Below are 21,752 nucleotides of genomic sequence, written 5' to 3'. Positions count from 1 at the left end.
ACGGGCGCGATACCGGCAAGTGGCGTCTACGCAAAGCGCTGACGCCGGCCGATCTCAACGAGAACGGTATACGATGCGACCCTTGGACAGGTCATAGGGAGTCAACTCGACCTTGACCTTGTCCCCGGTCAGGATGCGGATGTAGTTCTTGCGCATCTTGCCCGAGATGTGGGCGGTGACCACGTGGCCGTTTTCCAGCTCGACCCGGAACATGGTGTTGGGAAGCGTGTCGACGACCACGCCTTCCATTTCAATATGGTCTTCGCGTGCCATATAGGCGAATCCTCGCATGTGTAGACAGAGTGATGCCCGACCGCGCGGCGCGACTGCCGTTACTCTGGTCAGGATAGCGCGATATTCTGCCGGATGCTGGGGCAGATGGCAAAGTGAGTTGCCTGAAAAAACGGCAGATGTCTAGGCTGAGGTCTGACGCCTTTGGCGTTTACCCTGTCTCTGGCATGCCATCGTTGCTGGCAGCATAGGCTGTCTGGATCGAGTGAGCAGTGGCGATCCTGGCGCGACTCAGGGCGGTACAGCGCCAGGCGTTCAGCCGTGTTCGGTAGGTACCAGCCGCCGCCATAGGCGTCCGTCCAGCCTTTCGAGGGGAGTGAAGTTGCTCTTGTAGCTCATCTTGCGACACGCCTCGATCCAGTAACCCAGGTACACGTGGTCAAGCCCTTTCGCCGACGCCATCTGGATCAGGGTGAGCACCGCCTGGGTGCCAAGGGATCGTCTCTCGAGGCTCTGCTCGGGGTCGAAGAAGGTGTAGATGGCTGACAGGCCGTGGCCGAGTTCATCGAAGGCGGAGACCGCCACCAGCCTGTCGTCGAGTCGCATCTCCAGCAGTCGGGCATAAGGCTGGTCGAGACTCAGAAAGGTGCGGTACTGTTCATGGCTTGGGGGGAACATGTCGCCATCGTGGTGGCGAGTGCAGATATAGCGCGCATAGAGATCATAGTGGGAAGAGTCGAAGCGGGCAGGTACCACGTCGACGGTCAGATCGGCATTGCGCCTCATCAAGCGTTTCTGGCTCCTGTTTGGGCGAAATTCCGCGACAGGAATCCGCACCGAGACACAGGCATGGCAGCCTTCGCAGTGGGGGCGGTACAGGTGAAGCCCGCTGCGCCGAAAGCCGAGAAGCGTCAGCGCATCATACACACTCGGCCCCGGCGATTCCTTGGGATCAAGGAACAGCGTGGTCGCCTCTTTTTCTGGCAGGTAGCTGCAAGCGTGTGGCACCGTGAGGAAAAACCTCAGGTCGCGGACCGGTTGCCGCGGTGTGTTGCTGCTCAAGGCGGCCGTCTCCCTGTCGGATGGCGTCTCGTCGGTCGTCAGGCAAAGGCATGACCCGCTGCAATGGTCTCAACTGCCGTGGTCTGAACTGCCGTGGTCTGAACTGCAATGACCTCAACTCAATGATTCCAACGGCAGGGGGGGCGTGGCGATGCACCCACTGCGATGGCAAGCGCCGAGTCAGACGTTGTCGACGCAAGCCACGTCAGCAAAGGACCACGCAGGCGTGACCAGAGCGTCTGTGTCCAGGCCATCCAGCCACTTCTCAAGATAGCCGATGAACTCGGATCGGGCGATACCTCTAGCGCCCAGGCTGGCCAGATGCGGGGTCTGCATCTGGCAGTCGATAAGCTTGCCGGCTCCCCGCTGCATCGCATGTGCCAGGTGGACCAGGGCGATCTTGGACGCGTCAGCCTCGCGACTGAACATGGATTCGCCAAAGAACACAGGACCAAGTGCTACACCATACAGCCCGCCTACCAGAGTGGTGTCACGCCATACTTCTACCGAATGAGCCACACCCATGCGGTGGAGTTGGTCATAGGCGCTGCGCATCTCGTCGATGATCCAGGTGCCATCCTGGTCGCCACCTCGGGGAGCAGCGCAGGCGGCAACCACCGACCTAAAGGCGCGATTGGCGGTGACCGTAAAACCTGCATTGCGGACGCGTTTGGCCAGACTCCGACGCACGCGCAGTTCGTCGGGACGCAGTACCATGCGAGGATTCGGACTCCACCACAGGATGGGCTGGTCATCGCTGTACCAAGGAAAGATGCCGCGACGATAGGCGGCAATCAACCATTCGGGGGTCAGGTCGCCCCCTGCAGCCAACAAGCCGTCGGGGTCGTCAAGGGCCGTCTCGACGCTGGGAAAGGCGACCGGGTAGGGGGATAGCCAGGGTAGCATGGGGCTCCCTTCAACAGGGTTTTTGATCAACAGGCGAGTGTGCCCCCAGATGGCGGCACGCTCAAGCCGTCTGGGGCCTATTCGCTCACCGGCTGGCTCGGTATCATGAGGGCCAGTCAGTAGGATGGAAGACGCCGCCATGGCGCAAGGGGAAGGCCATTTGAGTGCCAACAAGAAGTCTGTGTCGTCTCGAGCGACGGCGGCAGCTGCCAAGGAGACCGCCAAGAAAGTTGGCCTGCGTCTGCACGGCTCTGCCAGGGAAGGTGTCATCATCGTGCTGCTGGCCGCCTGTGTGTTCCTGCTGCTGGCACTGTTCAGCTTTGAACCTGCAGATCCTGGCTGGTCGAGCAGCGGTCCTGAAACCGACGTCGCCAACTGGATGGGGCCGATCGGCGCCTGGCTAGCCGACGTGCTGTACTCGCTGTTTGGGGTCAGTGCCCTGTGGTGGCCGGGAATGCTGGCGTTCGCGGCGTGGTATCTGATTCGCTCCCGGCGGGTCGAGTTTGAGTGGGATGCCACTGCGCTAGCCGTTCGCTGTGGCGGCCTGGTGCTGCTGCTGCTGGGATCGACGACTCTCGGCGCGCTGTATTTCAACCACCCGGAAAGTGTGTTGCCGTATTCCACTGGCGGCATACTTGGCGTGGGGCTGGTCGGTGCGCTGCGCCCGCTAGTCGGGTATGGCGGCACAGGGCTGCTGGCGGTCGTCGGGATTCTGGGCGGGATGCCACTGTTCACCGGCTTGTCCTGGCTGAACGTGATGGACGAGGCCGGTCATCGTTGCCTGCTGTTGGGGCGTTGGATCAAGGCGCGTTTCGCGGGCGGCAAGGATGCCTCCGACGAGGCCATCTCCGCGCGCAAGCAGGCCCAGGATCCGGCTCTTTCGGATGCTGAGGCGGATCGTGTGGAGTCATCGGTCGAGGACCACACCCAGCGCGACATTCAGGACGAAGACGAGCAAGACGGCGCCGCAACCAAGCCTGCCTGGTGGCAGCGCTTGCTGGGCCGTCGTCGCGATGTCGCCTCCGAGCGCCCGCAGTGGGACACCGAGGACGGCACCGATATTCCATGGGAGGTGGCGGAATCCACGCCGTCAGCCAAACAGCCGGGGGCTGCCTATACCGAACGACTGGCGACAGCCGGCCATAGCCGCGCGGCCACTGAGCCCTCCATTGGGCTGAGGGCAAGCAGGGAGGAGCCAGCGCCTGCCCTGGATGCTGATGAGCGTCATGGGCGTGCTCCCGCTGCTAGAGATTCTGTCAGCCCCTCTCGGGAACACGAAAGGGAGGCTGGGACAGCCGCTCGCCGTGAGCCGTCTTTTGGCAGTGCACCAACCTCAGCCCGCGAGCGCCGGGAGCCCACCCTGGGCGCGAGTCTCGGGGCAGACCCGAGTGACGATACGGTTGCGGGCTCGCCAACACGACCCTCCGCTGACGTCAGGCGTGACACCCGTCAGCCCGCGGAGCCAACGTTTGCCCTGCGCGCTGAGCGCGATGAGCCCGCCACCGGGGCTACAGTCCCTGAGCCGGCGGCCTCGATGCCCCATGAGACGCGCAGCGTGGCCCCAGAAAGCACCAGTGCCGAGGCCCAGGAGCGCAGGCTTGACGCTGACACCGCGCAGAGCGGCGTATCAGCCTCTCCGGCGCCTCAAGATCACGCGGGCCAGCGTGCAGCCGAAGATGCCGCTGACGCCGGTGCGACGACATCGCAGCCTCCGTCGCCGGCTCACGCCGAGGACGAAGCGCCACCTCAGGGCTCTGCTAATCAGAGCGCTGCTATTCAGGGACAGCACAGTACGAATCAGGGACAGCACAGTACGAACGCCCCGCAGCCGCCCAGCGAAGCTGCATCCTCCACAACTGCTCCCTCCACAGCTGGCGCTGCAGCTCCCGCTGCTGCTACCCCTGAAGCGCCTCAGCGCGAAGAAAGGCGGGCGGAGGATATCCCCGAGCCGGTGTTGCCAGACGACGGCGGCGCGCTGGCTGGTGGCGCCCTGGCGTCCAGCGCTGGACTGCTGTCGTCCACGCACGAGGCCCCTCGGCGGGTGGTGAGCGCTCACCATGACAGCGTGTCGCAGCCCACCGTGGACAGTCGGCAGCAGTCGTCTGTGACGGCGGCAGAGGCTCCGCCAAGGGGCGACGCCTCTTCAGCTGAGCCATCGGCCGAGGACCGCGGGCATGTCCACCACCAGGATAGCGATGCGCCGGTCACTCCCCATGTGGCGACAGCGGAGCAGGGGCGGGAAGCGGCCGATCAGGGCGGCCCGACGCTGTGGACCGTGGAGCACCTGCAGAACCAGCGTTCCGGCTTCGATGATCTGCCCGAACCCGATGGTGACTTGCCGGGTCTGCGACTGCTGACGCCGCCCGAGCCGCACCAGCCCAACTACACCGAAGAGCAGCTTGCCGACATGGCGGAGCTGCTGGAAATGCGCCTGCGCGAATATGGCGTGAAGGCCGAGGTGGTCGACACCTGGCCGGGTCCGGTCATCACCCGCTTCGAGATCAAGCCCGCAGCGGGAGTGAAGGTGTCCAAGATCAGCAATCTGGCCAAGGATCTGGCGCGTTCGCTGATGGTCAAGAGCGTCCGTGTGGTGGAGGTGATTCCAGGGCGTCCCACCGTGGGGATCGAGATTCCCAATCCCAACCGGGCCATGATTCGCCTGCGCGAGGTGATCGATTCGGATCGCTATCAGGACGAGGCCTCCGCTCTGACCATGGCATTGGGCCAGGACATCGGGGGAGCGGCGGTGGTCGCCAACCTGGGCAAGATGCCTCACGTGCTGGTGGCCGGTACGACCGGTTCGGGCAAGTCCGTCGGGGTCAATGCCATGTTGATCTCGATGCTGCTCAAGGCGACCCCTGACGAATTACGCCTGATCATGGTCGATCCCAAGATGCTTGAGCTGTCGGTCTACGACGGAATCCCGCATCTGCTGGCGCCTGTCGTCACCGACATGAAGGAAGCCGCCAACGCGCTGCGCTGGTGTGTGGCCGAGATGGAACGCCGCTACAAGCTGATGGCGGCCATGGGGGTGCGGAATATCGCCGGCTTCAACAGCAAGCTGGATGAAGCCGAGCGTGCCGGCGCCCAGGTGGCGGATCCGTTGTGGGAGCCTCAGCCGTGGGAAATGCATCAGACCCCTCCGGTGCTGGAAAAGCTGCCGTACATCGTGGTGGTGATCGACGAGTTTGCCGATATGTTCATGATCGTCGGCAAGAAGGTCGAGGAACTGATTGCTCGGCTGGCCCAGAAAGCGCGCGCCGCGGGTATCCATCTGGTGCTGGCGACCCAGCGTCCGTCCGTGGACGTGGTGACCGGCCTGATCAAGGCCAACATTCCCACGCGCATGGCCTTCCAGGTGTCGTCGCGAGTGGATTCGCGCACCATTCTCGACCAGGGCGGCGCTGAAAACCTGCTCGGTCACGGCGATATGCTCTATCTGCCGGCCGGCTCGGGCCAGCCCACTCGCGTTCACGGGGCCTTCGTCGACGATGACGAAGTTCACCGAGTGGTCGAGGACTGGAAGCGCCGTGGCGAGCCTGAGTACATTGACGAGATCCTGTCGGGGGGTGTCTCCGCCGATGCCTTGACCGGGCTGGAGGCTGAGGGCTCCGGTGACGACAGCGATGCCGAACAGGATGCGCTGTATGACGAGGCGGTGGCCTTTGTTACCGAGTCGCGGCGCGCATCTATCTCCGCCGTGCAGCGGCGTTTCAAGATCGGCTACAACCGGGCTGCGCGTCTGGTGGAAGCCATGGAAATGGCCGGTGTCGTGTCCTCCATGGGCACCAACGGCGGACGTGAAGTGCTGGCACCGCCTCCCGCAGGAGGCTAGCCCCCGATCGTCGCATGCGTCGCTTTTTGGCGACGCATGCGGCGCTACCATGAAACGACCATGCAATAGACGGTTGCGTTTGAGACCCATGGCAACTTGCCAGGCATACTGGGCTCAAAGGGACATGCCCGTTCATGCCGAAGCATCTTCGGCACGACAGGGAAATCGACCATATCGACGGAGAGACGCTATGCCTGCACGCCTTACCCTGACTTCCGGCCTGGCCACGCTGGCACTGGCACTTGCGGTGCCTGCTACTGCGCTGGCGGATGGTGCCGAGCGACTGACGCGCATGCTGGAGCCGCTGAACACCTACTCTGCCGATTTTGAACAGCAGATCCTGGACGGCAGCGGTCAGCGACTGCAGCGTACGGAGGGTCACATGTGGCTGTCACGTCCCGGCAAGTTCCGCTGGGAGGTAGAGGCGCCGTATGAGCAGGTGGTGGTATCGGACGGCAGCGAAGTCACCTTGTTCGACCCGGACCTGCAGCAAGCTACTATCCAGGCTCTGGACGAACGCGTTACGCACACGCCTGCCTTGCTGTTGTCGGGAAGTGCCAGCGAGCTGACCGACAGCTATAACGTGTCGAGCTCCCAGCAAGGCACCTCGGAGACCTTCACGCTGGAACCCAAGGCGGCCGACACCTTGTTTGAAAGCCTGCGCCTGACCTTCTACAGCGAGGAGCTGGCGGCACTGGAAATGACCGACAGCACCGGCCAACGCACGGCGATTGCCTTTGACAACGCCGAGCAGAATGGCCAGATCGATGACGGGCGCTACCAGTTCGATATTCCCGAGGGTACCGATGTCATTCGCCAGACACCCTGATCCACGGGTCCGGTAGGGTCGTCGCTCTGATGTCTTGGCCTTTCACGGCCAGTCAGGACGTAATAGAGACCCGCGACCTGATGCCGCCGTCGCCCCTTCGGGCGGCGGCGCTGTCTTTTCTGGCCACTTTTTTCTGGCCACCTTTGCCGCCGCCTCCGTTCTGATCACCGCCTTCATGGCTTTTCCCTTCTCCCTTTCTCCCTTCTCCCTTTCTCCCAGGGGGCATGCCTCGTCACCTCTGTGTGCGGCAGGATGTCTGCCGAGCACTGACAGGGCGTCGCCACGGGGCCTGGCCCTCGGCAGTTGCTGGCCCCATCTCAATGCGTGCACCTTGCCGGTCTGAGCATGGACCTTGTCGAAGATCACCGTTTTACGGTTTTTCGACCTTGGCCCAATAGTTTGCGTCGACTAGGGAATCTACTATCGCGGGTATCGTTTTCATGAGGTGCCCCCATGTATCCCTACGCCGCTCCTTTGAAAGACATGGCCTTTGTGCTGAGTGAGTTGCTTGAGCACAAATCCCTGGACCTGCCGGTCTTCGGCGAGGTCAGTCCTGATCTGATCGATGCCGTGCTGGAAGAAGCCGGAAAGCTAGCCACCGATGTGTGGGGGCCCTTGAATGCCACAGGGGACCGCCAGGGCTGCCAACGACGTGACGACGGCGGGGTGACGCTGCCGGATGGGTTTGCTGAGGCTTACCAGGCCTACGCGGAAGGCGGCTGGAATGGCATTGGTGTATCCGAGTCGCTGGGCGGACAAGGGTTACCGGAGGTGGTGGCCAGTGCTGTCCAGGAAATGTTGCATGGCGCCAACATGGCGCTGGGCCTGTGCCCTATGCTGACAGCCGGTGCGATCGAAGCACTGGCGCACCATGGCGATGAAGCACTGCGCGAACGCTACCTGGAGCGTCTGGTCGAGGGTAGCTGGACAGGTACCATGAACCTGACCGAGCCCCAGGCAGGCTCTGACCTGTCACGCGTACGCACCCGAGCTGTGCCAGAGGGCGATCATTTCCGCGTGTTCGGTCAGAAGATCTTCATTACCTGGGGGGAGCACGATGCAGCGGACAATATTATCCACCTAGTGTTGGCACGCACCCCTGATGCGCCCGAAGGCAACAAGGGCATCTCGCTGTTTCTGGTACCCAAGTTTCTGGTCAATCAAGACGGTAGTCTGGGCGAGCGCAATGACGTCGTGTGCGCGTCCATAGAGCACAAGATGGGGATTCATGGCAGCCCCACCTGCACCCTTAGCTTTGGTGAAAAGGACGGGGCCATCGGCTATCTGGTCGGTGAACCCGGACGCGGCCTGAATCATATGTTCACCATGATGAACGAGGCACGTCACAAGGTAGGGATTCAGGGCATCGGTGTGGCTGAGCGTGCCTGCCAGCATGCCGTGGCCTACGCCAACGAGCGTTCCCAGGGAAGAACTCCGCCAGCCCGAGGTGGCGAGGCCTGTGATATTGCCCAACACCTTGATGTGCGCCGCATGCTGCTGTCGATGCGGACCCGGACTGACGCCTTGCGCGCCCTGGCGTTGCTCTGTGCGCAGCAGCTGGATGTTGCACGGCATCACGATGATGCCAGCGTCAGACAGGCCGCCCAGGCCCGTGTGGATGTGCTGATTCCGGTGGTCAAGGGCTTTTCCACCGACCAGGCCGTGGAGATTGCCTCCATGGGGGTGCAGGTGCATGGCGGCATGGGCTTTATCGAGGAAACCGGTGCTGCCCAGCTGCTGCGAGATGTGCGCATCGCGCCGATCTATGAAGGTACCAATGGCATTCAGGCCCTGGATTTTGCCGGGCGCAAGCTGCAACGTGATGGTGGCGCGGCGATGTCGAGCCTGCTGGATGACGTTGATGGCACCGCCCAGGCGCTGGCGTCTCACCTGTCACTCGAAAAGCTGGGCCATGAGCTGGCGGCGGCGACCCAGGATCTCCGGGCCTGCCTTGCCAGGGTGCTGGAAGAGGGCAGCGACGAACACAGCGGAGCGGATGCGGTGCAAGCCTACGCCACCCCCTTGTTGTCACTGGCAGGACACGTCCTGTGTGCATGGCAGATGGGGCGTGCGGCTCTGGTCGCACGAGCCGCTCTGGACGCCGGGCAGGATGACGAGTTCTATCGTCGCAAGCTGGTCTGTGCCGACTTTGCGATTCGTCACTGGCTGCCCGAAGGGCGCGCGCAACGGTCTGTGATCGAAGCCGGTTACCAGGACTGGCTGTCACTGTCACTCGCGTGATCTCGTGGCCGCCGAGGCTTCTCGGCGGCTATCTTTGTTTCAGGCCCATTCCACTTGCCATTTATCCTTCGCCAACGGAAGACGCAGGCCGTCACTGGGTCAACATGCGCCATAAAATAAGGAGTTACTAATGAGTAGTCTTTATGACCAGGGGATGCCACGCAACACAGCCAACCATGTGGCGATCTCTCCGTTGACCTTCATCGAACGTACGGCCAGCGTCTATCCCGATCTGCCTGCCATCGTGCACGGACAGGTGCGCCGCGACTGGGCCACCACCTGGCAGCGTTGCCGTCGCCTGGCCTCGGCGCTGGAGCAGCGCGGGCTTGGCAAGGGGGATACCGTATCGGTGATGTTGCCCAACGTGCCGGCCATGTTCGAGGCCCACTTCGGCGTGCCCCTGGCAGGCTGCGTGCTGAACACCTTGAACATTCGCCTGGATGCGGCGGCCATCGCCTACATGCTGGAGCATGCTGAGTCCAAGGCCATTCTGGTAGACCCCGAGTTCGTCGAGGTGGTGGGCGAGGCGGTGAAAGGCCTCGAGCAGCCCCCCTTGATCATTGATGTGCTGGACCCTGAGTTCGAGGGGAACGCCGAGCGTCTGGGGCAGCTGGAGTATGAAGCGCTGTTGGCGGAAGGTGACCCTGAGTATCCCTATCGGCTGCCAGAGGACGAGTGGGACGCGATCTCGCTGAACTACACCTCGGGTACGACCGGCAAGCCCAAGGGGGTGGTCTACCATCACCGAGGCGCCTACTTGAATGCGGTCAGCAATATTCTTGAATGGGCCATGCCACACCATCCCGTCTACCTGTGGACGTTGCCCATGTTCCACTGCAATGGCTGGTGTTTTCCCTGGACCATCGCCGCCAACGCCGGGGTCAACGTATGCCTTCGCAAGGTTGACCCCAAGCGCATCATGGAGTTGATCGCAGACGAGAAGGTCAGCCACTTCAGCGGGGCGCCGATCGTACTTAACGGGCTGGTCAACCTTGAGGCGGCAGACCGTCGACCCATCGATCATCCGGTCAAGGCGACGACGGCCGGCGCAGCACCGCCAGCGGCGGTGATCGCGGGCGTTGAAGCGATGGGAATCGACGTGACCCATGTCTATGGTCTGACCGAGGTCTACGGTCCGGTCACCGTGTGTGCCTGGCGCGAAGCCTGGGATGCGCTGCCGCTGCAGGAGCGCGCCCGCCTCAAGGCCCGACAGGGTGTGCGTGGTCACATGCTGGAAGCACTCTGTGTGGCCGATCCGGTGACGCTGGAGCCGGTGCCGAAGGATGGGGAGAGCATTGGCGAGATCATGATGCGCGGCAACAATGTCATGAAGGGGTATCTCAAGAATGAGGCCGCCACCCGAGAGGCGCTGGACGGCGGCTGGTATCACACCGGCGACCTGGCGGTCTGGCATGCCGATGGCTATATCGAGATCAAGGACCGCTCCAAGGACATCATCATTTCCGGGGGCGAGAATATCTCGACGATAGAGCTCGAGGATGTGCTGTATGCGCATCCTGGCGTCGAGGAAGCCGCCGTGGTGGCGCAGCCCGACGAAAAGTGGGGAGAAAGTCCCTGTGCATTTATCAAGCTCAAGGCGGCTCATTCTGAGGTGACCGAACAGGACATCATCGAACACTGTCGCGAGCGCTTGGCGCGGTTCAAGGTGCCCAAGCGCATCGTGTTTGCCGAGCTGCCGAAGACCTCCACAGGCAAGATCCAGAAATTCATGCTGCGTCAGCAAGCCAAGGAAAGCTGACGCCACTCGACCAGGGTATGCCACCTGCCGAGGAACGTTGCATGACGCCGCCGGTCATCTCCGGCGGCGTTGCTATATGATCCAGCGTGATCGTGCACTCACACACATGTGTCGCAGATGTATCACCGATTAACCATTGAATGAAACCTAGAGGGACGATGCCATGAGCGAGACTCTGATCGGAGTCGTGGGAGGCGGTACCATGGGGCAGGGGATTGCCCAGGTGCTGATTCAGAGTGGTTTCCAGGTCACGCTGTGTGATGTCGCTGAGGAAGCCCTTGAGCGCGCGCAGACAGGAATAGCCAAGGGACTTGGCAGGCTGGTGGAGAAAGGTCGCCTCAGCGAGCAGGATCAGCAGGCTGCCAGTGCCCGCCTGGCGACGTCCACGTCGCTTGATGCACTGGCAGATCGGCAGGTGATTATTGAAGCCGCCCCTGAAGCCGCAGAGCTCAAGGAACGGTTGTTCAAGGAGCTGGACGCGCTCAATCACCAGGCCATTCTGGCCTCGAATACCTCCTCGCTGTCGCTCACTCGACTGGCCGGCGTGTGCCAACGGCCCGAACGGGTGGTGGGCATGCACTTCTTCAATCCGGTGCCGGTGCTCAAGCTGGTCGAGATCATTCGCGCTGAACAGACCAGTGACGCCACGGTGGCTCGTGTCGAGGCGCTGGCGGAGGCCATGGGCAAGACGTCTGTGGCGATTTCAGACTCGCCGGGCTTTGCGGTGAATCGACTGCTGGTGCCGATGATCAACGAGGCAGCGTTCCTGGTGCAGGAAGGCGTCGCCAGCGTAAACGATATCGATACGTCCATGCAGCTCGGCGCTGCCCATCCCATGGGGCCCTTGGCCTTGGCCGACCTTATCGGCCTGGATGTCTGCCTGGCGATCATGAATGTGCTGGCGGAAGGCTTTGGGGATCCGAAGTACCGTCCTTGCCCCTTGCTGAAGCGAATGGTCGATGCAGGTTATCTGGGCCGCAAGAGCGGGCGAGGATTCCACGACTACAGTGGTTGATGCGGCGTATATGCGCCAAAAGAATGGCTTGTGAGCCTACCAAGCGTTCGCTAGGGTGATGCGAAAGCCAGGTCTTGAACCCCGGTCTTGAAAGCCCGGTCTTGAGAGCCAGGCCTAACTATCACGGTTTCGAGCACAGCGTTGTGAAGCACGCGCTAGATCCCAGGCTTGTTCGGGGCGTCTGGCCGTCACCCGTCCAGGGCGAGTGGCGGAGGGCGGGTGAAGCCTTCACAGCGGTGTCTGTTCCTTCACGTACAGGAGTCCCTGCATGAGTGAGCAACTGGTCGAGATGACCGATACAGGCGGCGTTGTTCGTCTGACCATCAACCGCCCCAAGGCGCTGAACGCTCTCAACAGTGGCGTCATCCAGGCGTTGGAAGACGTACTGGACCAGCTGGAAGGCCGCGAAGGGCTGCGTGCGGTGTTGATGACCGGCGCTGGCGAAAAGTCGTTCGTGGCAGGGGCCGACATCACCGAGATGCGTGAGATGTCACCTCAGCAGGCGCGCGACTTCGCGGCCCAGGCGTTGAAGACCGTCAAGCGACTTGAGACGCTGCCAGTGCCCGTGGTGGCCCTAGTCAACGGCTTTTGCCTCGGAGGCGGCTGCGAGCTGGCTTTGGCCTGTGACTGGGCGGTGGCCAGCGACAACGCCGTGTTTGGTCAGCCGGAGGTTCTGTTGGGCGTGATTCCTGGCTTCGGCGGCTCACAGCGCCTGCCGCGCCGGGTGGGGCCGGCCATGGCGCTGGACCTGTGCACCACCGGACGCAAGATTGATGCCGCCGAGGCGCTGCGTATCGGGCTGGTCAATCAGGTGATGTCCCAGGCGGAGCTGGAAGACTATGCCCAGACCTTGACCAAGCAGCTCGCTGGCAATGGTCCGGGAGCCGTGCGCAGTGCCAAGCAGGTCATCCACGATGGCTTGGATCAGGATCTGGACAGTGCGTTGGCGCTGGAGACCAGCCTGTTCGCGCTGTGCTTCGCATCCGACGAGCAGCGTGAAGGCATGAGCGCCTTCGTCGAGAAACGCAAACCCAACTTCTGACGGCGCGGGTTTGTCATAGCCTCGACAACACGGCCCTGGTGTTTACCAGGGCCGTGTTGTTGTAGGAAAGGTATGGGAAGGGGCATGGGGCATGGACGGCGATAGGGTGACGCTCGAGGGATGCGCAGAGGCAGACGCGGCAGAAACGCTAGTGCGTCATCAGATGGCAGATGACTACCTTCGCCACGGGCTGACCTAGGACAGTGACCGGTTTCACCAGCGTTTCCCCGAGAGGTGCTGGCGCTGGGCGGTCTGTGACCGTGGGCGAGTGGGGTTGCTGGCATGGGAGCAGAGTGCTGATGTTGTCGTGCTGCGGGAGCTGCATGTGGTGCCGGATGAACGCGGCAAGGGAATCGGTACGCACTTGCTCGCACTGTGGGAAGACATGGCGCGCTTGTCAGGTGCTCAATGCCTTCGCCTGCGTGTGCTGTCGGGGAGTCGCGCCGTGTCATGGTATCAGCGACAGGGGTATCAGCAGGTGCGAGGCTGCCCGACTCCCCATGGCCAGGTGCTGGGCCTGGAGAAAGCGGTTGTTCATGATCGCGCAGCCCACTCAGGAGCAGCAAAGGGTTGAGCTGATGAATACTGTTCCTCTCAGCGGGTCCCTGTATGCTGTGGGTTAGACGATACTGACGTCAGGGATGATTCCGGGAGGGCGGGCATGAAGACCATCGGTTTGTTGGGTGGAATGAGCTGGGAATCCACGGTGAGCTATTACCAGTACCTCAATCGTGGCGTCAACGAGACCCTTGGGGGACATCACTCGGCCAAGATCGTCCTGGTCAGCGTCGATTTTGCCGAAGTCGAGGCATTCCAGCGGCAGGGGCGCTGGGAAGACGCTGCCGCCTTGCTGGCAGGCGCTGCCTGGCAGGTGCAGGAAGCCGGCGCCGACATGCTCGTATTGTGCACCAACACCATGCACAAGGTGGCACGTCAGATCGAGAAGGCCGTGGATATTCCCTTGCTCCACATCGCCGACGCCACTGCGGATGCACTGGTCATGGACGGGATCAAGCGTGTTGGGCTACTGGGTACGCGTTTCACCATGGAGCAGGGATTCTACAAGGATCGGCTCGAGGCCTTCGGAATTGACGTCAGGGTCCCTGACAAGCCCCAGCGCGAGCAAGTGCATCGCATCATTTACGATGAACTGTGTCATGGCCAGATCGTGCCAACGTCTCGCGATGAGATGCTGGCCATCATGGAGGAGCTTGCCGCTGATGGGGCCCAGGCCGTGATTCTGGGGTGCACCGAGATTGCGCTGCTGGTCAATCAGCAGGATACCGCGGTGGCGCTGTACGACACCACGGCGATCCACGCGAAAAGGGCGGTAGAACTGGCCATTGGCTGAGCTCAGCCAGCTTGCCTGACACTTACCACAGCGGCGTAATGGATCCTGTGGGCGCTGTCATGCTGGGGTGTCACGATAGGGTGTCACGAAAGCGTGTCACGATAGGGCGACACGATAGGGTGTCACGAAAGCGTGTCACGAAAGCGTGCCACGACAGCTCGCTGTGATAGATCGTCACGACAGTCTGTTACGACAGCGTGTCGGCATTGTCGGGTAAGATCGCATGGCTACCGCTCACCGCCACGTCGAGCGCACCCACCACTGACAAGGAACGTTGATGAAGTTGTCCTCTCTCGCCTGCTATCCGGTGAAGTCCCTGCAGGGAATCACCCTGTCCCATGCGGAACTTACCGAGCGCGGCCTGGCCCATGATCGTCGCTGGATGCTGGTCAATCCCACGGGCAAATTCGTCACCCAGCGCGAGCTGCCAGCGCTGGCGACCATCGGTGTCGTCCTGACCGAAACAGCGCTACAACTGCGTCATGCGGATATGCCGCCCTTGGTGGTGCCATTGGCGGATACCAGTGGGGCCATGCTGGATGTGAGAGTCTGGGCAAGTGACTGCCAGGCGGAGGATGAGGGCCCCGAGGCGTCACAGTGGCTCGCCGCTGCGCTGGGCGCTCCTCAAGGATCCTTGCGCCTGGTGCGACTCCCTGATTCCGCCAGAAGGCTGGTTGAAATCGACTACCTGTCCCCCCAGGAACAGGGCGTGGTTCATACCGGCTTTGCCGATGGCTATCCACTGCTGATTGCGTGCGAGGCGTCTCTGGGGGCGCTCAACGAGCGACTGCTGGCCAAGGGAGAAGACCCCGTCCCGATGGAGCGCTTCCGTCCCAACCTGGTGGTGTCGGGCGCTGACGCCTTTGCTGAGCGTGACTGGAGCAGCCTGGCGGGCCCAGGCTATCGACTGGGGCTACGCAAGCCCTGCAAGCGTTGCAAGATCATTACCCTTGATCAGCGCAGTGGCGCTGCGCCTTCCCCCAAGGAGCCGCTCAAGACGCTGGTCGAAATGGACACACAGCCTGGCTGGAAAGGCGCCTACTTCGGTCAGAATGCCATCATCGAAGACGGTGTCGGTGCCGTGCTCAGGGTCGGCGACCGCCTGGAAGCAAGCCAGCGTCCTGTCACCCTCTGAGGCGCTTCTCCCGGTGGTATCGGCGATGCAGTTCGCGAATCGCATCGCCGAACGCTGCGACTGGCCCGTCGACCTGAAGGCCCGGGACAATGGATCCAATCGGTAGCGGTGCCACCGGTGCCGGGGCGACCTCCCACTGCGCCAGCCATTGACCCAGTTGTTCAGACGAGCTGGCATAGACAATCCTGCCAAGGCCGACCCAACCGTGGGCGGCGGCGCACATCGGGCAGTGTTCTCCCGATGTGTATACTGTGGCTTCCCTGCGCTCCTCTGCTGACAGGTGGGTGGCGGCCCAACGGGCGATGGCAAACTCGGGATGCTGAGTCGCGTCACCCGCCGCGACATGATTGTGGTCCTCAAAGCGTATCGTGCCGTGGCCATCGACCAGCAGCGAACCAAAGGGTTCGTCGCCCTTGTCCAGGGCCTGCTGTGCCAACTCGATGCAACGGCGCAGGTGATGGAGGTCGGTCTCATTCATCAGCATGTCCTCATAAGTGGCAGCACTGACAGCGTCGTCTGCTAGGCCTGGGATGCCTCGGAGGAGGGATGCCAGGGTGTTCCCATGGACTCTAGCATGCGGGTTGACCCCACGCTGCGCTCGGTGACGCCAGTCTTTTCTTTGCCGAAACAAGCCTGCTTTGTCGATGTTTTCCTACGGAGCGGTCGGAGAATCGACTATTGATGCAGACCATTAACCCTAGGAGTCTGTGAGCAAGCGTGGCAGATCAGCGGATACGAGGTGCTCGGGATGACGATACGCAAAGGAGTGTTGGCCCAGCAGATGATCACGCTGCTGCAACAGGACCGGACGTTGCTGGAGGAACTCAGCGCTTCCGGGGAACTTCCCTCGATGGATTATCACCCGCGGGTTCGGGCGTTGTATCAGGACAATGCCGAGCGGCTGTCGGGGATCATCGATCGTCAGGGCTGGCCGGGCCGCGATGCCGCAGGTGAGGATGGTTGCGAGGCGGCGTGGCATATCGCCATGCATGCGGTGTTTGACGTCGACTTCATGCAGCGCTGCTGTGTTGCCCTGAAGCAGGCCGTTGGCGACGGTCAGGCTCCCGGGTGGCAGCTGGCCTACCTGGAGGATCGTATGCGCGTGCTGATGGGACAGCCACAGCGTTACGGCACCCAGTTCGAGATTGGTGAGGATGGCTGGCCGGTCCCTGGTGAGATCGAGAACCCTGCCGACGTGGACCGACGCCGACAGGCGCTGGGGCTGGAGCCGCTCTCTCAGCGCCTGGCCCGGCTGCGGGGTTCACCTCAGGGGCCTTCCTGGCATCAGGAGCGAAGCGCCGGCCCGGACCGATGGCGTGATTCGGCCTGAGGCGAGAAGGTGGTCGAGGTGGCGATACTCGCCAGGCGAGTGCGCGATGTTAGTGAGTGGCCGGAAGCGCATCGACCAACTCCAGCGCAACGGCCATTCGAATCAGTTCAGCCAGATTGGCGGCACCCAGCGTCTTCATGATGCGCTGACGGTAGACCTCAATGGTCTTGGCGCTGAGGGATAGCTGTTCTGCGATTTCACGGCTGGTCAGACCCCGCGCCACCTCCCGCAGGATGGCTTGCTCATTGGCTCTCAGCGTGTCGTAGCGACGCTTCAGCTCCTGCTGTCGCGACCAGTGGTTCATCTGGCAGTGATGGAGATCCAGCGCCTGTTGAATCGTGTCGATCAGCTGCTGCTGGTTGAAGGGCTTTTCGATGAAATCGAAGGCGCCTGCCTTCAAGGCTGCCACCGCCATGGGGACATCACCGTGTCCCGTCATCATGATCAACGGCAGGTGCTGGTCGCGCTGGGCTAGCCGCTGCTGGACCTGAAGCCCACTGAGTCCGGGCATGCGCACATCCAGCAATAGCACCTGATGCGAATGGGTCGAGGCAAGAAAGTCATCACCGCTGGAGTAGCCTCTAGCGCCGAGTCCTACCGACTGCAGCAGCCAGGCCAGCGACTCCCTCAGATCTTCGTCATCATCGACGATGGCGACGGTGGCAGGCGGAACATCATGGGACATGGCAGTTACCGAGGTGGTCTGGCGAGCCTGGACATGTGGTGAGCACATGCTGACCGCCGATAACAGAAAACAAGCAACGTCGTTATCCTATCCGATTGGGGCCCTACCGGGGACTGTTCATCGCGCTGGCGCTGGTGCCTAGACGCGCGCGAGGCTGATGCGAAAGCGTGCACCGGTAAAGGGGGAAGACACCTGGAAGCGCTGAGAATTCTCTGGCACTGGAGCTCGGCAGGTTGCGTCGTCACGACCAGTGTCCTCAAGCGTCAGCCCTCCGCCCATGGCCTCCAGCAATGACAGACTGATCGATAGCCCCATGCCAAGGCCCTCCGGGCGACTACTGACAAAAGGCGTGAAGAGCTGTGGACGCTGATCTTCAGGGACGCCTGGCCCGTCATCCAAAATGTCGATGCATACCGTATCTGCGCCGGTGGGATAGGCATCGACGAGGATACGGGGAGGCGAGGTAGTGGCCACCGTGTCGCGGCAGGCGTCTAGCGCGTTACGAATTAGGTTTACCAGTACCTGCTCCAGCCCCTCGGCGTCGGCAGTAACGTACAGGCCAGGAGGCGTCATGCACCAGATGAGCTGAACCCCTTCGTGGCGGCACTGTGGCTCCCACAGGTCGACCGCCGCAGAGATGATGGCGGAGAGGTCCTGGGGGGCAAGGTGCAGGCTGCCACGGCGAACAAACCGGCGAATATGCTTGAGACGGTCCGATAGCCGCTGAATCTGATGGCTGATTCGGGTGAGTGGAACGGTGAGCTCACTGGCGGGCTGTTGGGGATTGCGTTCAAGCTGCATCAGCGCGCCACTGGCATAGTTGCTGAGGGTCGCCAATGGCTGGTTGCACTCGTGGGCAATCGTGGTGGCCAACTCGCCGAGGGAGGCCAGCCGATTGGCATGAGTAATCTGTTCCTGGTGGAGCCGCGCTTGCGCTTCTGCTTCCAGACGCAGGCTGAGGTCTCGATTGACCAGGGATAGCTGGGCATGGCCTGCCTGTTCACGGTGTTGCTGGACCACACTGAGCACCGGAATGTCACCGCCAGGGCTGGCCAGGGCCAACTCTCCGCTCCAGCGTCCATGCTGGTGAATGGCTGGCAGTACCTGCTGGCACCAGGTCTGGGTAGCCTGAGTGGTCAGCAGCTGGCGAATGGCAAGCGAGGGGCTGTCCTTGGCAAGGCCCAGCAGCTCGCGAGCCGCCTGGTTTGAGTAGACCAGCGTCTCGTCTTCATCACAGAACAGCACGTAGTCCGTGGTCGATTCGACCACCCGTGCCAGGCGTTGACGTCTCGCTTCTTCCTCGACCCGCCGGCTGACATCGCGGGATACGCAGAGTATGTCGATCAAGTCGCCGGTGGCGGGGTCTCGGCGAGTTCGGCTCGTGGTCTCGAACCAGATGTAGTGGCCTTCACGGGTGCGGAAACGGTAGGTCTGCTCGTAGAAGCCTTCGTGGTAGTAAATGCTGGGTGACTTGCTCAGCAGGGCGGCCAGGTCGTCGGGGTGAAACATGTCATAGGCGCAGATGCCCACCAGCTCTTCCGGCGCAAAGCCGAGCAGCGACTGCGAGGCCTGGGAGGCATAGAGAAAGACGCCGTCCTGGTCATGCCGCGAGATCAGATCGGTGGTGCTTTCCGCCAGCCACTGATAGTGACGTTTTTCTTCTTCCAGCCGCGCGATGGTTTGCTCGAGCTCACGCAGCCGGGTGTCGGTAGTGGTGGACATGGGCACACTCGATAGCGGTATGGCTTGTCTGGCAAGCGCAGGTCACACAGGGCGGCTGACTCAGCGCGCGGGGTCGATCATGCCCCCGAGTGAGGCGTTGCGTCGGAACCAGCCCGCGATGCTGGCCCGGGGGTGTCGCGTTGGCAACACTTCATGGGGTACTTGCTCTGACAGGAAGCACACCAGGGTCCCAGCCTGTGGCGCCACACGCGCCACTTCCCGATCCTGGTCATCGCTTGCGTAGATCACCATCTCACCGCCGCCGTCCCCAGGCCAGTCCGGATTGAGGTAGCCGACCGTGGAGACCACACGGTTGGCGCGGCCGCGAAAGCTGTCGAGGTGGCGACGATAGAAGGCGCCGCTGGGGTAGCGTGCCAGGTGCGCTTCATACTCGAACAGGCCGAGAAACAGGCTGGCATTGAGGGCCTGCTGCAATTCCCCCATGGTGTCCAGGTAGCGCCGCTGAGCCAGGGTTTCCCGGTCGAGCCAATGGATGGCGTCTCCGCGAATATCATCGCGGGTTTCGTGCTCGTTGCCGCGTCCTATACCTGCCCTGGTCAGGGCCTCTAGACGAGCGCGGTCCTCGATTTCGCTGTGCAGGGCCTGGCAAAGCGCCGGATCCAGCAGTTCCTTGCCGATATAAAACCCTTGCTCCACCAGCGCCTCGATCAACTCGTCGAGGCGGCCAGGGGGTAGAGGGCAAGCGTCTGGATAGCTCATAGTGCCGAAGTCGTCTCTTGCCAGGTGATGTCATGTGCCCTTGCGAGCCAGTGGTGGCTGTCTGCGTCAGGCATGTGGGGCCCGTCGCGGAGGCAGGTGGCGCAGTGTACCCTCAGGGCGGCGCGAGAGGCTCATTTCCTGGCCGAATCCCTCCGCCAGAAGCTCCACCAGCATCATCGCCGATAGCCCCCAGATCACGTAGTCCTCGCCTTGGTCGGCAGGGATCAGGTAGCTGGGCACGTAGAGGTTATTGCCGTCGACCGGGATGACATCGGTATGGGTGCGATGATCGTCAAGGAAGTGAGCCAGCGGCACCTCGAAGATGGCGTCCAGCTCGCCCTGATCCGGCGCCAGCGGGAGCCCCGGCGGTATGATGCCGACAAAGGGCGTGACCTTTAGCCCGTGCAGGGAAAGCACATCGGACAGCTGACCGATCACCTCGACGTGATGGGCCTGCAGGCCGATTTCCTCTTCCGACTCACGCAAGGCCGTGGCCAGCAGGTGGTCATCTTGATCCTCGCGCTTGCCGCCAGGGAAGGCCACTTGGCCGCTGTGGGTCGACAGATGGCTGGCGCGACGCGTGAACAACAGGCCCGGCTCTGGTCGGTCGATCACTGGGATCAGCACCGCTGCCTCTGGCAGCTTGACCTTTAGCTGCCGCGGGGAATGCGCTTGCAGGCGTTTGCGTAGTTTCTCTAACATGGGGTGTCCGCTGGGTTTCGTTCGTTGTACCCAGCCCTACGTAGCGGCGTCAAGCCTGTCTCCCACTCCCTGCCAGGGAACGACAAGAACGATTGCAGCCCATGAATTTTTGCAGCCACTGTGGTGAGCCGGTCAGCTTTGCCATCCCTGAGGGGGATGACCGCCCGCGTTTCCTGTGCCATGCCTGCGGCACGATTCACTACCAGAATCCCAGGATCGTGGCGGGGACCTTGCCGGTGTGCGGCTCTCGCGTATTGCTGTGTCGGCGGGCCATAGCTCCCCGAGAAGGGTACTGGACGCTGCCGGCAGGTTTTATGGAGAACGGAGAGACGACACCGGATGCGGCCCGACGGGAGACCCGCGAGGAAGCCTGCGCCGATGTGGCGCTGGCGGGGCTGTACACCATGATCAATCTGCCCCACATCGACCAGGTCTTCATGATCTTTCTGGCGGAGCTGAACGGCAGCTATGCGGCGGGGCCGGAGAGCCTGGACGTGCAACTCTTTGAAGAACACGAGATACCCTGGGATGAGCTTGCCTTTCCCACCATCGAGCGCACCTTGCGGCACTTTTTCGAAGACCGGGGCACTGATCACTTCCCGTTGCACGTCAGTGACATCACCCCAGAGCAGCGCTCCGCCTTCTTCGGCAGTGCCTGAGCAGGGCCCATTCAATGCTGCTCGCCGTGGGCCTGTGATGGCGAGGCCGATCTGAGCGTGAGCCGAGCGTGAGCCGAAGCTTGAGCCGAGCTTGAGCCGAGCTGGAGCAGGAGGTCGCCGCTCGGCCAGGCGCCAGACGTCACAGTTCGGCCAGGCGCCAGACGTCATAGGCCACTTCTTCATAAGGGTGTGCCAGTTTCAGTGCCGACACTGCCGCTTCAATCAACTCATCTGCACACACCATTTCGACCTTGAACTCCTGTACTCGCTCGAGCTCACCGACTCGGCCGATATGCGGATCCGCGCCGTTCAAGGGCCTGAACTGACCTTCCCCGGCGGTCTGAAAGCAGCAGGCTTCATAGTCGCCGATACGGCCAGCACCGGTGGCGAAGACCGCTTCCTTGACCGCCTCCGCATGGTCGTGTGGTACGAAAAAGGCGAGCTTGTACATAACGTCTCCCTGGAGCAACAGTGCATGAGGGCCTGCGACTGCCTGCCCACCGGGCAGGCTAGACCCGTCAAGAGCTG

The 21,752-nt window shown here is 62.3% G+C and carries 19 protein-coding genes and 1 pseudogene; 11 read left to right on the top strand and 9 right to left on the bottom strand.

Annotation, left to right across the window (positions count from 1 at the left end):
• Positions 1-54 precede the first annotated feature (54 nt).
• From infA to aat, 3 genes are all read right to left on the bottom strand, one after another.
• A complete protein-coding gene (infA, locus tag KUV45_RS04990; protein WP_013332816.1) occupies positions 55-273 on the bottom strand; it encodes a translation initiation factor IF-1 in 219 nt (72 codons plus the stop codon).
• 273 nt (positions 274-546) lie between these two features.
• On the bottom strand, positions 547-1,293 hold the full coding sequence (locus KUV45_RS04985; RefSeq protein ID WP_206944362.1) for an arginyltransferase: 747 nt from the start codon (positions 1,291-1,293) through the stop codon (positions 547-549).
• Positions 1,294-1,473: 180 nt separating this feature from the next.
• Complete coding sequence (aat, locus tag KUV45_RS04980) at positions 1,474-2,199, bottom strand: leucyl/phenylalanyl-tRNA--protein transferase (RefSeq protein WP_222164229.1); 726 nt, start codon at positions 2,197-2,199, stop codon at positions 1,474-1,476.
• Between the two features lie 139 nt (positions 2,200-2,338).
• Here aat and KUV45_RS04975 point away from each other — a divergent pair, with 139 nt between their 5' ends.
• The 9 genes and pseudogenes from KUV45_RS04975 to KUV45_RS04935 all read left to right on the top strand — a co-directional run bounded on the left by KUV45_RS04975 (position 2,339) and on the right by KUV45_RS04935 (position 15,406).
• A complete protein-coding gene (locus KUV45_RS04975) occupies positions 2,339-6,034 on the top strand; it encodes a DNA translocase FtsK (protein ID WP_224852168.1) in 3,696 nt (1,231 codons plus the stop codon).
• A gap of 190 nt (positions 6,035-6,224) precedes the next feature.
• Complete coding sequence (lolA, locus tag KUV45_RS04970; protein ID WP_206944357.1) at positions 6,225-6,863, top strand: outer membrane lipoprotein chaperone LolA; 639 nt, start codon at positions 6,225-6,227, stop codon at positions 6,861-6,863.
• A gap of 453 nt (positions 6,864-7,316) precedes the next feature.
• The gene (locus KUV45_RS04965; RefSeq protein ID WP_222164228.1) at positions 7,317-9,104 is read left to right on the top strand and encodes an acyl-CoA dehydrogenase; all 1,788 of its coding nucleotides are present in this window, start codon (positions 7,317-7,319) and stop codon (positions 9,102-9,104) included.
• 130 nt (positions 9,105-9,234) lie between these two features.
• Entirely contained in the window at positions 9,235-10,863 is a 1,629-nt protein-coding gene (locus KUV45_RS04960; protein ID WP_222164227.1) for an acyl-CoA synthetase, read from the top strand.
• 163 nt (positions 10,864-11,026) lie between these two features.
• The gene (locus KUV45_RS04955; RefSeq protein WP_206944354.1) at positions 11,027-11,878 is read left to right on the top strand and encodes a 3-hydroxybutyryl-CoA dehydrogenase; all 852 of its coding nucleotides are present in this window, start codon (positions 11,027-11,029) and stop codon (positions 11,876-11,878) included.
• A gap of 268 nt (positions 11,879-12,146) precedes the next feature.
• On the top strand, positions 12,147-12,920 hold the full coding sequence (locus KUV45_RS04950; protein WP_222164226.1) for an enoyl-CoA hydratase-related protein: 774 nt from the start codon (positions 12,147-12,149) through the stop codon (positions 12,918-12,920).
• Positions 12,921-13,179: 259 nt separating this feature from the next.
• Positions 13,180-13,494, top strand: a pseudogene (locus KUV45_RS04945) (GNAT family N-acetyltransferase); the annotation flags it as partial.
• An 87-nt stretch (positions 13,495-13,581) separates the two neighbouring features.
• A complete protein-coding gene (locus KUV45_RS04940) occupies positions 13,582-14,271 on the top strand; it encodes an aspartate/glutamate racemase family protein (RefSeq protein WP_222164224.1) in 690 nt (229 codons plus the stop codon).
• A gap of 277 nt (positions 14,272-14,548) precedes the next feature.
• Positions 14,549-15,406: an MOSC domain-containing protein gene (locus KUV45_RS04935; protein WP_222164223.1), complete on the top strand. Its 858-nt coding sequence runs from the start codon at positions 14,549-14,551 to the stop codon at positions 15,404-15,406.
• Here the strand turns inward: KUV45_RS04935 and KUV45_RS04930 are convergent.
• Positions 15,396-15,884 carry a nucleoside deaminase gene (locus KUV45_RS04930; RefSeq protein ID WP_308126694.1) on the bottom strand — a complete coding sequence of 163 codons (489 nt, stop codon included), beginning with the start codon at positions 15,882-15,884 and terminating at the stop codon, positions 15,396-15,398. The genes KUV45_RS04935 and KUV45_RS04930 overlap by 11 nt on opposite strands.
• Positions 15,885-16,154: 270 nt before the next feature.
• On the opposite strand from KUV45_RS04930, the gene KUV45_RS04925 reads away from it, so the two are divergent.
• The gene (locus tag KUV45_RS04925) at positions 16,155-16,736 is read left to right on the top strand and encodes a DUF6624 domain-containing protein (RefSeq protein WP_222164222.1); all 582 of its coding nucleotides are present in this window, start codon (positions 16,155-16,157) and stop codon (positions 16,734-16,736) included.
• 49 nt (positions 16,737-16,785) lie between these two features.
• Here the strand turns inward: KUV45_RS04925 and KUV45_RS04920 are convergent, their stop codons facing one another.
• From KUV45_RS04920 to KUV45_RS04905, 4 genes are all read right to left on the bottom strand, one after another.
• Entirely contained in the window at positions 16,786-17,421 is a 636-nt protein-coding gene (locus KUV45_RS04920; protein WP_206944345.1) for a response regulator transcription factor, read from the bottom strand.
• Between the two features lie 138 nt (positions 17,422-17,559).
• Positions 17,560-19,143, bottom strand: a complete 1,584-nt coding sequence (locus KUV45_RS04915; protein WP_222164221.1) for a PAS domain S-box protein — start codon at positions 19,141-19,143, stop codon at positions 17,560-17,562.
• 60 nt (positions 19,144-19,203) lie between these two features.
• On the bottom strand, positions 19,204-19,863 hold the full coding sequence (locus KUV45_RS04910; RefSeq protein ID WP_222164220.1) for a 2OG-Fe(II) oxygenase: 660 nt from the start codon (positions 19,861-19,863) through the stop codon (positions 19,204-19,206).
• A gap of 66 nt (positions 19,864-19,929) precedes the next feature.
• A complete protein-coding gene (locus tag KUV45_RS04905) occupies positions 19,930-20,565 on the bottom strand; it encodes a CoA pyrophosphatase (RefSeq protein ID WP_222164219.1) in 636 nt (211 codons plus the stop codon).
• A gap of 101 nt (positions 20,566-20,666) precedes the next feature.
• Between KUV45_RS04905 and KUV45_RS04900 the strand changes: the two genes are divergently transcribed.
• The gene (locus KUV45_RS04900; protein ID WP_206944340.1) at positions 20,667-21,224 is read left to right on the top strand and encodes an NUDIX hydrolase; all 558 of its coding nucleotides are present in this window, start codon (positions 20,667-20,669) and stop codon (positions 21,222-21,224) included.
• Positions 21,225-21,363: 139 nt separating this feature from the next.
• On the opposite strand, the gene KUV45_RS04895 is transcribed toward KUV45_RS04900, so the two are convergent.
• Positions 21,364-21,675, bottom strand: coding sequence for a YqfO family protein (locus KUV45_RS04895; RefSeq protein WP_206944339.1), 312 nt, complete (start codon positions 21,673-21,675; stop codon positions 21,364-21,366).
• Positions 21,676-21,752 lie beyond the last annotated feature (77 nt).

Origin of the sequence: Halomonas sp. DP3Y7-2, assembly GCF_019800795.1 — a bacterium.
Classification (GTDB): domain Bacteria; phylum Pseudomonadota; class Gammaproteobacteria; order Pseudomonadales; family Halomonadaceae; genus Halomonas; species Halomonas litopenaei_A.
The sequence above is the reverse complement of the archived record's forward strand: the minus strand, read 5'-3'. Positions and strand labels throughout refer to the sequence as shown.